Raw genomic sequence first — 14,386 nt, 5'->3', positions numbered from 1 at the left:
GTGATCCGTCGTTCAGCTTGAGGGCTGTGACGGGGTGAGTTCACTGAATGGGCAGGTCGGGGCGGCGACACCGTATGGGGGTGGGGGCGCGCCGCGTGAGCCTGTGTGACTCAGATCACGACATATGTGCGTCTCGGATGTCCGCTTGTGTTGAAGTTTGTCAATTTTCCTTACGTCTTTCTTTTCGAATTCCTTACTCTTCGGGATTGAACCTTCATGTATTTCTTTCCCCGGGCGAACGATCACCGCATGGGGCAATAGGCCCGGGTGACCGTTCGGTATTTCGGCATGTCTTCATGGCGAGGGGGAGACCGTGTCCGGTAGACGCGTGCGCGGAAACAGCGGATCGGCAAAGGCGCGGTACCGGCGGACTGCCGGGAGGCTGCTGGCGGGGTGGGCCGCAGTGCTCGCCTGGTCCTTGTGCCTGAGTCTCGCCTTCGGATCGACAGCGACCGCGCTGCCCCTGTCCTCCACCACAGCTGCCGGGTCGGCTGCCAAACCGAAGGCTGATCTCGGCCGTTCGGTCGCAGGGCTGACGCCTGTCCCGCACAAGAATGTGCATCTGTCCGATGAGACCCGGCACACCGTGGTGCCCACTCGGACGGCATGGCCCGCTGCCAAGACCGGCACGCTGAAACTTGCCGTGCCGAAGCACTCGGCGGTCACCGGCTCCAAGGCCACCGCGTCGGGAACACCGGTGTGGGCGCAGACCGTGGCTGCCAAGAAGGGCGGCTATGCCGGCCCCACGGCGCTCGGGGTCTCGGTCCGGTCCCGGTCACTGTCGGCGCGCCTGGGTGTATCCGGCCCCGTCTGGTCGCTCACCCCCGCCCGGACCGCTGCTGCAGCCTCGGGCTCGGGCCGGGTGAAAGTCGGCCTGGACTACGGCGCCTTCCGTGACGCCGTCGGCGGCAACTACGCCTCCCGGCTGCGTCTGGTGGAGCTGCCGGCCTGCGCGCTGACCACTCCCCAACTGGCCAAGTGTCGTAAGCAGACACCGCTGACGTCCCGCAACGACCCCAAGAACACGGCCGTATCGGCGCAAGTCACGCTCGCCGGTGCTGCTTCGGTGAAGAACGCCGCCGCCTTCACCGGCAAGCGCACGACTGTTGCCGGGGCGGCGGCTTCGGCTGTCTACACCGGCTCCGTCTCCGAGTCGGCAACGGCGCAGACGGCCTCGACGTCCGGCGCGGCCACCGTGATCGCGGCCACCGACTCGACCGGTCAGGAGGGCGGGGGCGGCGGCAACTACGCCTCGACCCTGTCGTCCGCGGGATCCTGGGGCCAGTCGGGGTCCTCGGGTGACTTCACCTACACCTACAAGGTGGACTCGCCGGCGGCCACGACGTCGATGGCGCCGGACGCCTCACTGTCCTACGACTCCGGCAGCGTGGACGCGCAGACGGCCAACACCCAGGCCCAGTCATCCTGGGTCGGTGACGGGTGGACCACCCAGGACTCCTTCGTGGCGCAGGAGTTCACGCCGTGCCCGGACTCTCCGGAGGGCAGCTCCGGTTCGGTGACCACACCGGACGAGTGCTACGACGGGCCGGTCCTGACCATGTCCTTGAACGGGTCGTCGACCTCGATCGTCTATGACAAGGACACGTCCACCTACAAACTGGCCGACGACAATGGTGAGACGGTCACGAAGGTGACCGGCTCGTCGAACGGGTCGGGCACGTATGACACCTCGTACTGGGTGATCACGGAGCGGGACGGCACCAAGTACTACTTCGGCCGCAACGAACTGCCCGGCTGGGCCTCTGGGAACGACACGACGAACTCGGTCGACTCCGAGCGCGTGTATGCCGCCCACTCCAGCGACCCCTGCTACAACTCCACGGCCACCAGCAGCTACTGCACCATGGCCTACAAGTGGCACCTGGACTACGCCACCACCGCCACCGGCGCGGCGATGGCGTACTACTACAAACAGGACACCAACTACTACGGCGCCCACAACGGGGCCTCCGAGGTCAAGTACGTCCGCGACTCCTACCTCGCGCATATCGACTACGGCTTCACCACCGCCACCGGCCCGTACGGCACCGTCCCCGACAAGATCGTCTACGGCACGTCGGCGCGCTGCACCTCCACCAGCGGCAACTGCGGCAGTGCGGAGACCTCCTCCAACGCCTCCTCCTACCCCGACGTCCCCTACGACCTCATCTGCGCATCCGGGGCCACCTGCAGCGCGTACGCGCCGTCGTTCTTCTCCACCGTCCGCCTGACCTCGATCACCACGCAGCAGTACTCGGTCTCCTCCAGCGGGTATGTGACGGTCGACTCCTACGCGCTGACACAGACGGAGCCCTCTACCGGGGATGCGACCAGCGCGACCCTGTGGCTGTCCTCGATCCAGCGCACCGGTTCAGACACTACTGCCGGTGGTTCGACCTCGTCGATCAGCATGCCGGCGGTGAAGTTCACCGGCTCGGCCCTGGAGAACCGGGTGAGTACCTCCACTTACCCGGGCTTGTTCCGGTACCGCATCACGGCGATCACCAACGAGTTGGGTGGGGTCACCGGGGTTTCCTACACGCTGCCGACCACCTGCTCGACCTCGGCCACACCGTCCTCGAACACGGCATCCTGCTTCCCGCAGTACTGGACCCCCAGCGGCTACATCAGCCCGATGCTGGACTGGTTCAACAAGTATGCGGTGCAGGAGGTCCTGGAGACCGACACCACCGGTGGCTCGGCCACCAAGGAGACCGACTACTCCTACAGTGGTGCGGCCTGGCACTACGACGACGACGAGAACACCAAGGCCAAGTACCGCACCTACGGGCAGTGGCGCGGCTATCAGAAGGTGACCACCACCACCGGCAACGGCGCCGGTGATGCGCAGACGAAGCAGGTCGACTCCTACTACCAGGGCATGGACGGCGACTGGCTGTCCTCCACCTCGGCCCGGAGCGTGTCGCTCACCGACTCCCAGGGCGGCAGCCACACCGACGCCGCCCAACTCGCAGGCGCGGTACTGGAGTCCACCTCTTACCTCGGCAACGGCGGCGGTGTCGACAACTCCGCCATCACCTCGTACTGGATCTCCGCTGCGACCGCGACCCGCACCCGGTCCGGGCTGCCGGACCTCACCGCCAACGCGTCGGGTACAGCGGAGCAATGGACCCGGCAGCGGCTGACCGACGGCGGCACCACCAGTTGGCGCTACGCCGAGATCGACACGAGCTACGACGCCACCCGCTCCGACGACGACTTCGGCCTGGCGACCTATGAGTACGCACACAGCGTGCCGGTCGACTCCGCCTATGACCGGTGCACGGCAACCACCTATGCACCGGCCAACACCAGCGCGAACATCGTCGGCCTTGCCTCCGGCACCGAAGAGGACTCGGTGGCCTGCTCTGGCTTCACCGAAGGATCCACCTCCTCCGTCCCCAACGGGCTGAACACCCTTGGCGCCCCCGACAGTGTCACCCGGCCCGACCAGGTCGTCTCCGCCACCCGGACGTTCTACGACGACACCAGCTTCTCCACCGCCTTCCCGCAGGCCAGCGCCCCGACCATGGGCCTGGTCACGATGACCCGCAAGGCCACCGACTACGGGTCGGGCGCCTTCACCTGGCGCACCACCGAGAAGAACACCTACGACAGCACTTACCACCGCCTGGCCAGCACGACCAGCGGTAACGGCAACACCACCACGACCGCCTACACGGTCAACTCCGTGTACCTGACCACCGGACAGAGCGTCAGCCAGCCCACCGTCGGCGGCGTCGCCCACACCAGTAGCTCCACCGTCGACCCGGAGCGGGGCCTTGCCCTCACCACGACCGACGCCAACCATGTGGTTACCACCGCCCAGTACGACGCGCTGGGCCGGCCCACGTCGGTGTGGAAGAACTCCCGTGCCACCACCTCGCTGGCCAACCAGACCTACACCTACACCCTGTCCAGCAGCTCCCTGTCGGGCATGGTGACCAACACTCTCAATGACAACAGCGGTTACCTCACGTCGGTCAGTATCGAGGACTCCCTGGGCCGCGCCCGCCAGACCCAGACCTACACCCCTCAGGGCGGCCGCCTGATTGACGACGCCCTGTATGACTCACGTGGCTGGGTGGCCAAGAAGAACACCGGCTACTGGGACTCCGCCACCACACCGACGCTGTCGCTGAAATCGGTGGCCGACAACCAGGTTGCCGACCAGGACGTTTACACCTACGACGGGCTCGGCCGGCCGATCTACGACGCCTCCGAAAGGAACGGCGTCGTCGTCTCGACCGCGACCACCGTCTACAACGGCGATGCCACCACCGTCATCCCGCCCAGCGGGGGCATCACCCAGACCACCCGCACCGACCCGGTCGGCCGCACCAGCGAACTCGACCAGTACACCGCCTCACCCACACTGACCACGCCGTTGAACGCCGCCACCGGGGTCTTCTACCTCACCGGCGGCACGACCAGCGCTATTAAGTACGGCTACGACGGCCACGGCCAGCAGTCCACCACCACCGACGCCAAGAACCAGGTGTGGACCAACACCTACGACCTGGCTGGAGAGGTGACCTCCAAGACCGACCCCACGGCCGGCAAGACCTCCGCCATGACGTACGACGGGGACGGCAACCTGCTGCAGGCGAAGGACTCCCGCGACCAGTACGTCTCCTACACCTACGACGCCCTCGACCGGAAAACCGGCCAGTACGCCGCCGCCACCGCCGACCAGGCCGCCTATACCTCCGTCAGTACCCCCGGCAACCAGACCGCAGCGTGGGTGTACGACAACGCCAACACGGCGATCTCCGGCATGACCTACCCGGTCGGCCACGTCACCACGGCGACCTCTTACAGCGGCGGCTACGCCTACGTCCAGCAGGCCTTGAACTTCAACGTCTTCGGCGAATCCCTGGGCGAGGAGACCATCATCCCGTCCGCCGCACAGGGCACCGTGCTCGGTAAGACGTGGAAGATCACCCACTCCTACACCAGCGTCAACGGGCTGCTGTGGACCGACGGCTACGCCCTCGGTGGCGGACTGCCCGCGGAGACCGTCACCCACGGATACAACAACGACGATGAAGAAGACGAGCTCGCCACCAGCGCCTACAGCTACCTGCAAGGCACCACCTACAGCGCCTACAACCAGGTCGCCCAGGTCCAGCTCGGCTCCGCCAGCTCCTACGCCAGCGTCACCGACAGCTATGACGACCACACCGGGGAGCTGAAGGACCAGCTCGTCACCCGCTCCACCACCACCCCCGCAAGCGTCGACGAGACCGCGTACGAGTACGACCTGTCCGGCAACATCACCCGCCAGACCGAGACCCGCTCCGGCTCCAGCACCACGGCCGAAACCCAGTGCTACACCTACGACACCCTCGACCGCCTCACCACCGCCTGGACCACCGCCTCGACCGCCACCGACACCTGCAACGCCACGCCCATCAGCAGTGACCACAGCACTGTCGGCGACGGCATCACCGGCGGCACGTACTGGACCACCTGGACCTATGACGACATCGGCAACCGGCTCTCCCAAACCCAGCACACCGTCTCCGGTACCGGCAGCGACACCATCACCAACAGCGTCTGGTCCAGCGATCAGCCCAACACCCTGACCGGCACCACCAACACCGGCGGGTCCACCAGCTCGACCAGCTACACCTACGACTCCGCCGGCAACACCCGCACCCGCACTACAAGCACCGGCGACCAGACCCTCGTCTGGAACAACGCCGACCAGCTGACCAGCGTCTCTAACAGCACCACCGGCACCGCTACCAGCTACATCTACGACGCCGGCGGCAGCCTGCTGCTGCAGATCGACCCCAGCACCACCACCCTGTACCTCGGCAGCGAACAGATCACCCTCAACGACTCCGCCGGCACCGCCACCGGCGTGCGCTACTACAGCGCCCCCGGCGGTTCCACCATCGTCCGCACCGGCACCGGCACCAACTACGGCTTCGAAGTCGCCGCCGACCAGCACGGAACCAACAGCCTCTACCTCGACAACACCGCCCAGACTCCCACCTGGCGCCAGTTCGACCCCTACGGCAACCCCCGCGGAACCACCACCGCCTGGGCCGACAACCGCACCTTCCTCAACAAGACCACCGACACCACCACCGCTCTCACCAACATCGGCGCCCGCGAATACGACCCCACCATCGGCCGCTTCATCAGCCTCGACCCCGTATTCGAAGCCACGAGCCCCCAGGAACTCAACGGCTACACCTACGGCGCCGACAACCCCGTCTCCAACAGTGATCCCACGGGGCAGAGAAGCGAGGAGTGCGGCACCCTCTACAACTGCCACGGCGGGGTCATCACCCGCCACACCACCGAGTACACCTCTCCCCAGGCTCAGACCAGGTACTACGAGACCACACCCACATACGGCTCCATGGGCACGGCCACGCGTTACGGGGCCATCGAGAAGCAGGTCGACAAGAACGAGCACTACAAGACACTGAGGCCCGTCTCAGTGAAGGACTCCCTCGCGGGCGCCATCGACTCCCTGGTCAGCGCCGCCGAGGCCCTCAGCCCCGCCTGTACCTTCGGCGTCTCCTGCGGCGCAGCCACCGGAGCCTACCGATCCGCCGTCTCGCACCTGGGCGTGAACACGTCCTCCCATTCATACGATGCCGGCGGCTTCATGATGAGTGGCGCCCTTGCCCTCTTCGGCGGCGGCGAAGCCGAGGAAGGGGAACTGGGCGCCGCCGAAAGGTGCAGCTTCAGCCCCGAAACACCCGTTCTCATGGACAAGGGCAAGACGAAGCCCATCGGGAAGATCAAGGCCGGCGACAAGGTCGAAGCTGCAGACCCCAAGACAGGCAAACACCAAGGCTCCCGCACGGTCCAGCACGTGTGGATCAACCACGACCACGACCTGCTCGACCTCACCGTCCGCACCAAGGACGGCCACACTTCCACCCTTCACACCACCGCCAACCACCCCTTCTGGGATGACAGCACCCATACGTGGTTCCCTGCCGGCCAACTCCGCTACGGTGACGCTCTCAATACAGACTCCAACGGCCACGTCTACGTCGTCGCGACCAAAGCCACACCGGGCACAGCGAACCGCTGGAACCTCACCGTTCAGCAACTCCACACGTACTATGTGTTGGCGGGCGGCGTCCCGATCCTCGTTCACAATACGGATGGGGAAAAGTGCGTCATTACGCTCAAGTACAAGAGTGGCTGGTCGGCGGACCAGATCAAGGCTGCTGATGCGAAGGTGGCTTCGTTGAATGCGGCTGATAAGTTGGTGGTGAGTGATGCCGAGGCCGCGCGAGGCAGTACTAGTGCTGCCGACCTGTGGCGAAACGCAGGTAATGAGACCGAGGAAGGTAAGGACATTGACCACGTGATCGACCTTCAACTCGGCGGCGCAGACGACATAGGCAATTTGTCGCCACTCGACTATTCGGTAAATCGCAGCCTTGGCCCCCAAATCAATCGACAAATCAAGAGGTTGGGCCTTCAAGTCGGGAATGTAGTTGATTCTGTTCGCATTATCCCTCGAAAATGACCGCTTGCAGTGATTGTGAATGGATGCACTGATGGATTCGACTCCCCAGCAGGTTTCGAGGACCGTTCGAACGGATGCTGGTTTGTGCGCAATCTGGCAGACGGAGTACTTCACGGAGACAGGCGACCCCGATGACTGGGACGACTGGGCCTCGGATGATGAACTCCTGGTCCAGGCCATCTCCGCAGGGGCTCTAGTCCCCATCGGAGTAGGGGCGGACGGGGTCTTTGAGGTACTGATTCGCTGGAACTTCTCTGGCCCAGGGCTTACGGAGCGAGAAAGGCGTTGTGTTCTCGTCTCTTCTGAGCCGTATCTATTGGCTTCCCCGGGTGTGATCTACGTTGGAGGGCTTGAGGAGTCAGGCGATCTTCCGGGGCGGGATGCAAATCGGATCGAGCTGCCGAGGGGGCTTTATTCGGTGGTGGTTAATCTGATCGACTGGAAGGCCGAGCCAGAATCAGTGGGTAAGGATGGGCGCCCGCTGGAAGGCGCCCTGCCGGATTTCGTTGTAGAGATTCGGGCGGAAGAAGAGACGGGAAAGGCCTATAGAGCCAAGTCCGCTACTTTCGATAGACCCTAATAGGCTTCCTGGCAAGACGCTGCTCTCAAGGTTTAATAGAGTTCGTGTTTTTTCGCGGGCCACCGCTTCGTCTCGGGAGCGTCTGCGTAGAAATGACAGTGGCTCCACCGGAATATGGGAGTCGGCCTCTGTGGGGCGTCTGAGCTCCAGCAGTGGGATTGGCTGGAGCGGGAGTTGCAGCGGGGCCCGCTCGCGCATGGCTGGGACGACGAGTTCCAGGGGTTTACGCTGAAGCGGGTCAAGCTGTCGATCGGGTGAAGCTGTCGCGGCGGCACGGCTGGTCCGCGCAGGTGTCCCTGAGGCGGGCGGTCGAACGCGAGGACGAGGCGATCGAGGCGTGGAAGTCCGTGGGGGTGCCTCACCTTGCGGGGGAGGTGTGGGCGTAGGTAAAAGGACTGCGGCGAACGTGGGCGCCCACATCTACTTCGAGGACGAGGCAGGTCAGGGGCTGAGGCCGCCAAAGGGACATACCGGGGCACCGTGCGGAGTCCGGCCGGTGGTGCGGGTGCGCGGCCGCAATCGGGGACGGGTCAACATCGCAGGTGATCGTCATGACCCACCTGCGGCTCGATGCCCCGGTGGTGTGGTGCCGGGACAACTTGAACGCGCACCTGGTCAAGGAGCTGGCAGACTTCGCCGAGTAACACCAGGACTGGTTGCAGATTTTCCAGACGCCCTTCTCTGCTCCGGTGCTGAACCCCGCCGGGGGGATCTGGTCGCTCCTCAAGTGGCACCTGGCGCCGTTTTCGCTCTGTGCGAGAGCTGCGGAAGCTGCGAGGCGAAGCTCGCGCACGTGGCAACCGCTACGGCGAGCCGTGCCGAGGAGTGCCCGCCGACTGGGGCAGGACGGCGCGGAATTGCCAGCGCCATCAGCTATATGCCGCATCTGGTAGTTCGGCTGGCAGGCCAGAAAGAACGTGCGGTCCCGCTCACTCCGTGACGGAGCCGCCGCGCCGCTGAACCAGGGGCCGCAACGGTACGCGCCGACGGCGATCACAGCCGCGAGGGTGCGAGTGTCGGCGATCTCGCACTCGCTGCTGTCGCGCTGGTGACCCGACGTTCGTAGTCATCACCCTTGATGGGCCAGCCGACATGCAGCTCTCTGCCGTGACGCTCATTTGACGCTCGGTGCGCCTGAAGGTCCCCAGGCGAAGCCGGAAAACCGTTTCTGACCTGCAGTTTCCCTAGCCTGGATCTGGGTGATCTGTTTCCGATGACGCATCATGTGGAGTGCGCGGCGATTCTTGAGCCCGCAGCAAAGGGCCTTTGACCTGCTGATTTTCTGATTCGTCAGGTTGCGGGCGGGGCGTGCCGACATGTTTCCGTGGGTCCACCGCGTGGAGCATGCTGCAGGTTCCCGCCACGTGTCTCACATGCGGTTTCGCAGCGGGGGCGTGGTCGAGAAGGCTCTGCCTCAACTCTGTGAGGGACGGGTTCGGAACATGTCTTGACGCTCGTTCGACGCTGTTTCTGACGGAGCGTGAGGTGGTCGTGTCGGGCTTAACCCGTCGAGCAGGATGCGGTGTGTCGAACGGCCGCAGTGGAGCGGGGGATTGCGTCCGCCGATGCGCTCTTCTCTCTGGAGGGCATCCCAGAAGGAGCCGTCGTACCAGAGCCGGAGGGCTTGGCGGCGACTGAGGCAGCGGTCGAGCGACTCGGTAGCCGGTTCGCCGGACTGGACGGTCAAGTACGGCACGCGCTGAGACGTACCCGAGATCACGCAGGCAATCTGTCCAGCGACCGTCTCCAGGGACTCTCGGAGATCGTGCAGAATGCCGAGGACCTTGACGCCACGGACGTACGCATTCTGACAAAGGAACGGGAACTCCTCGTCGCCCACAACGGCAGTCCCGTACGGCTGCCGGACGTTCTGGTGAAGGGAGCACTGGCCCCCGTCGCGACCGGCGTGGTGGCCGGCGCGGCGGCGGGGGCACAGGATTGGGCCCGGACGGCGATCGAGGGTTTGACCGGCATCCTCTGATCAGCGAAGGCGTCAGTGGTGTCCCGCAGCTACGGGCCCGCGGCAGCTATGTGCGGCGTGCCTGTACGCGGTGGCCCGTGCGCACGCCGGACAGGGATCGAAGACGGTGGTCGGCTGTTTCATGTCATCGGGCGACAGGTGGCCACTCCCTTCCAGAAAAAGCTTCTTCACCTGGCCTGTCAGGCCGGCCTCGGCAGAAGTTCTCCGTCGACGTACAGATCAACGCGCTCGTTGAGGAATGCGACCATGCCGGCAATGCGGTTGGCCTGGACCGTCGGTAGGTCGTAGCCCCATGCGATGTCGTCATGCGTGGCGACTTCGCCGTCGAACGACCAGTAGCCGCTCGTCGTCCCCTTGTACGGGCATCGGGTCACCGTGTCGGAGTGGCGCAGCCTGGTGAAGTCGACGTAGAGGCGGTCGAGGTAGTAACGCGTCGGCAGCCCGGTCTCGAACAGTTTGACGCAGCGCGGCGCTTCCGCCAGCACTACCCCGTCCATTTCCACGCGGACGTTGCTGGAGGAGGGCAGCGCGTCCACGCGGGAATAGGGGCTCCTGGGGTGGACGAAGACCGCCTCGTCCTCTTCGAACCAGGAGTCCAGCGCCTCCCACTCGAAGCGGACAGTTCCGTGCAAGGCCTCGGGAGCGCCGTCCTCCCACACCCACGCCGCACCCTCTCGGACCTCTGGTCCCACCTGCAGGGTGTGGCGCCGTGCGGGTCCGGCGCCGTGGAACTCGCTGTGTCCTTCGTCGATGAGCGTGGCGTCGATCATGTCGCGGACGGGGATGCTGAACTGGGGGTAGGTGGGCCGCTCCCACACATACAGTGCGCGCCGTGTGTCGAAGGCGACGCGGCCGCCCAGCGTCCCCCGGATGCGGCGGGGGACGGGCTCGAGATGCCCGACCGGCGCGATCAGGCTCGGGTGCTGCACATTCTCCGTGGTCATCGTGAGTACCTCTATCAGTGGTGGGGGCTCGGCAGGGGAAGGGGCGCGGGCCGGTGGGTCAATCGGCATGGAGACCGCGAAGCAGGCCGGTGGACTGGCCCACCTCGATGAGGTAGCCGTCCGGATCGCGCAGGTAGCAGCGCAGTTCCGAACCGCGGTCGAGGGGTTCGGTGAGGAAATGAGCGCCCTTGGCGACCGCGTCGGCGTGGAAGGCGGCCATGTCCGCGACGCGGACATTGAGAAAGCTCGACACCCGCTCGGTGCTCCGGGGCGCCTCAAGCGTGACACCGGGTTTGTCGGGGGTGGGGCCACCCCCGGGATTCATGATGATCCAGCTGTTGGCCACCTTCACGATCGCCGGGCTCTCCTCCATCACCACCTCACCGTCGAACACGTCGGCGTAGAAGCGCCGTGATCTCTCCACGTCGCGCACGGTCAGGAAGTGCGTGACAAGGAGCCCTTGTTGCGGGGCGGGTAGATCACCGTGAGCCGTCATGGTCCGTCATCCTCACTGTGCAGGGTGGGAAAGTGGCGCCGGTCGCGAGCAGGAGCGACCCCTCCATCTGATTCGTGCCGTCGTGATGCCGGCACGACCTCGAGTTCGGTGAGGGCGCTCATCCGGTCACCGCTGTGGTGCGGCGCTCCGGGGCAACGCCCACGGCACCTGGAGGGCGCTGCTCGGCCGGGCGGTGCGCGGTTCCCGGAATCCGTGACCGTTGTGTTCGGGACGGTCGCGTGTCGCTTGTGGGCGGCGGCTTACTGGCGGAGCTCGGCTGCGACGTACTCGAAGGTCGGGCCGGCTGTGTTGTCGTCGCCGTCGAGGGTCTGCATCAGGTTCTGCGCCTTGCCCTTGAGCGCGTACATCGTGCCCATGGTGGCCCCGAGCATCTGCGGCTTGCCGTTGAATACTTGCTCCAGTTGTTGGAGCAGAGCGCAGTACGCCTGGTTGAACTGGTCCTGCGCGCCGCGGATCGGATCGCCCACAGGGTGGTCCGCGAGCCGGGGATTGGGGCGCATGGGGTAGATCCCGTCGAGGTCGACCACCAGGGCTTCACCCGTGGGTCCGGATTGCGGCGTGTCACCGGGCTGGTGTCGACGGCCCAGCTTGAGCTCCAGGAAGCGGTAGTAGTGCGAGACCTCGTTGCGGTCTGGGTGGAAGACGTCCTGGTCGTTGTCCCAGACCGCCCCGCGTGCTGCCCCCTCGCCCTGTTCGACGATTTCCTCGATCGCCGTCAGTGCCGAGGCGAGATCGGTGACCGCGGTCACCTGCCCGCTTGTGTGGGCGAAAGGGCCCGCGGTGAGCTGACGAGCCGGGTCACCGGTGAAGACTTTATGCTCACCGAACTCGGCACTGAGATGGCGCAGTCCTTGTTCGATCGCGTCATAGAACTGCCCGATCGTCTCGTAGTCGTCTCCTTCAGCCCGGGCGCCGGGCAGGGCCGGCTGCTCGAGGCGGAGGAACATCTCCAGGGCTTCGGGTCCGAACGGGAGGAGGGACAGCTGTATGGAGCGGTCGCCATGGGGCAGGGCGCGCGGGTGGGCCGGCAGCATGTGGGGGGCGTCCAGGACGGGTTGGCCACCGACCGCGTTGAGGAGATTCGCCGCCAGCGCCAGGTGGAGCATCTCCTCGACGAAGACACCGCTGACGGCCTGAACCGCGTCCGGGTTCTGGTGCGGATCGAGGGAGTAGAGGGCGCACAAGTAGGGCGGCAGCGTTGCGTGTTCCAGCTCGACCGCCCATTGAAGGTGTTCGCGGAGACTTTCGAGTGTTGTGATCGGCGCCCTTGACGGCGCCGCGTCGCTCTTGAGCTGTTGAGAGTTGTTCAACGTATTCTCGCTGGGGTCGTCGCCACGGGTGGGTGCGACGGCAGAGCCTGTGACAAGGTGGACAATTACCGCTTTTCCGCCCACCGAAGGCACCTTCTCTGCCGATCATCAGCATTGACAGGACGGTCGGCGAAACTGTGACAACAGCAGCGGGATGGTGTGCTTGATCCGGCGTCCTCACAGGTACGCCGTGTCCGGGCTCAGACGTTCCGGTGTGGTGCGCGGGCGTCCCTCTCCGGTGCGAGGCACGCGGATGCGTTGAAGGACGGGGATCGTCTGCGGTGCGTCGCCCCATCGGCCCGGAGTGACCAGCGGAGCGAGGGGCCTGCAGTTGCCGTCGCCCGCCAGTCGACAGCACGAGCCGGACCCTCTTGCCCACTTCGAGGTGGCCGTTGACAGCCTTGAGGATCTTCCCGACCTCCACGATGCTCCACTCCCCTTGGGAGGGCACGTCCTGGGCCTGCTCGCATCACGGCCCGTCCGTTCATCGACTTCGAACTCGATGCCCTCACCCACTCGGCCACGAGGTTCCAGACGGATCGCGGATGCCTTGCCTGTGAGCAAGTCCGCCACCCGCAGCGCCGTCCACCAGTCCTCGTCCAGGTTTCCCGCCTTGTCGGCCCTGCCACCCGGCAACCCCAACTGGTTCACCCCACCTGCTGCCCTGACTGATGGTGTCACTGACTTTTGACCCGCCCACTGACAAAGCCTGACGATCAGAGCTGCCTCTGGCATTCGAGGATCACGCGGCCATGGCTCGACTGCACACCGATGCCGGCCGGAGCCCTGCCGGAGACTGGGTCACGGCTGAGATGGACGGCCGTTACCCGTGCGGCACTGCACTGGATGGGTCTCAGGAACGGGGGGCAACGCATACCTCGGCCTTGACGCTCGTTTGACGCTCCGAGTGTTCAAGGGGCTCTTCGGTGGAGTCGCAAATGCCATCTGACCTGCGGTTGCGCCCAGGATCCCCACTTCTGACATCTTTCCGATGACGCATCACGTGGAGTGCGTGGCGATCCTGGAGCCGGTCGCGAAGGGCGCCTGACCGCTCGTGACGCTCGTCTGATGGTGTGTCAGGCGCGCTGACTAGCTGGTCAGGCCGCCTGAAATGGAGGGTTGCCGAAGGCTTTTCCGAAGGCAAGGCGGTCTTTGGGCACCCTGAATCCGACGTCGTCCAGGCTCAGTTGCACCACGTCCTGGACGGACTGAAGGCATAGTTCACCAACACCGCTGCTGGGCTTGGCGCTGCTCCCCGGACAGCCCCGCCACCCGAATCCCTCGTCCCGTGCGCCCCTTCGGTCCCGCGTCAAGATTCCGATGACGTGGCGTCAAAGACGCGACAAGACAGGACTACTCCGTGTTCGAAACGCAAGAGTGGCCCTCGCGGAAGGCGCGGCGCAGGCCGCTCCGCAGCGCGAAGGGGATTCAACGCAATGCCGGACACCAGCGCCACGGAACAGCGCCCCGCGGCACCGCCCCGGACGTCGGTTCCGACGGGGGCCGACTCCTCCCGGTCGTCCAGGGGTCGGCACCGCGAACCGCGT

The 14,386-nt window shown here is 65.5% G+C and carries 6 protein-coding genes; 3 read left to right on the top strand and 3 right to left on the bottom strand.

Features of this window, described 5'->3' with window-relative positions:
* Positions 1 to 643: 643 nt before the first annotated feature.
* From ACFWXC_RS10480 to ACFWXC_RS10470, 3 genes are all read left to right on the top strand, one after another.
* A complete protein-coding gene (locus tag ACFWXC_RS10480; RefSeq protein WP_384476199.1) occupies positions 644 to 7,507 on the top strand; it encodes a polymorphic toxin-type HINT domain-containing protein in 6,864 nt (2,287 codons plus the stop codon).
* Positions 7,508 to 7,538: 31 nt separating this feature from the next.
* Positions 7,539 to 8,087 carry a hypothetical protein gene (locus tag ACFWXC_RS10475; RefSeq protein ID WP_384476196.1) on the top strand — a complete coding sequence of 183 codons (549 nt, stop codon included), beginning with the start codon at positions 7,539 to 7,541 and terminating at the stop codon, positions 8,085 to 8,087.
* 1,765 nt (positions 8,088 to 9,852) lie between these two features.
* Positions 9,853 to 10,068 carry a hypothetical protein gene (locus tag ACFWXC_RS10470; protein WP_384476193.1) on the top strand — a complete coding sequence of 72 codons (216 nt, stop codon included), beginning with the start codon at positions 9,853 to 9,855 and terminating at the stop codon, positions 10,066 to 10,068.
* Positions 10,069 to 10,247: 179 nt separating this feature from the next.
* Here the strand turns inward: ACFWXC_RS10470 and ACFWXC_RS10465 are convergent, their stop codons facing one another.
* The 3 genes from ACFWXC_RS10465 to ACFWXC_RS10455 form a co-directional block, all read right to left on the bottom strand.
* Positions 10,248 to 11,012 (bottom strand): DUF427 domain-containing protein, encoded by a 765-nt coding sequence (locus ACFWXC_RS10465; RefSeq protein ID WP_384476190.1) that lies wholly within the window; start codon positions 11,010 to 11,012, stop codon positions 10,248 to 10,250.
* A gap of 58 nt (positions 11,013 to 11,070) precedes the next feature.
* Entirely contained in the window at positions 11,071 to 11,508 is a 438-nt protein-coding gene (locus ACFWXC_RS10460) for a VOC family protein (protein ID WP_384476187.1), read from the bottom strand.
* Positions 11,509 to 11,768: 260 nt separating this feature from the next.
* Entirely contained in the window at positions 11,769 to 12,923 is a 1,155-nt protein-coding gene (locus ACFWXC_RS10455) for a ferritin-like protein (protein WP_384476184.1), read from the bottom strand.
* Positions 12,924 to 14,386 lie beyond the last annotated feature (1,463 nt).

This window comes from Streptomyces sp. NPDC058683 (assembly GCF_042716195.1).
In the GTDB taxonomy this organism is placed as follows: domain Bacteria; phylum Actinomycetota; class Actinomycetes; order Streptomycetales; family Streptomycetaceae; genus Streptomyces.
This window is presented reverse-complemented; position numbering and strand designations above follow the sequence as displayed.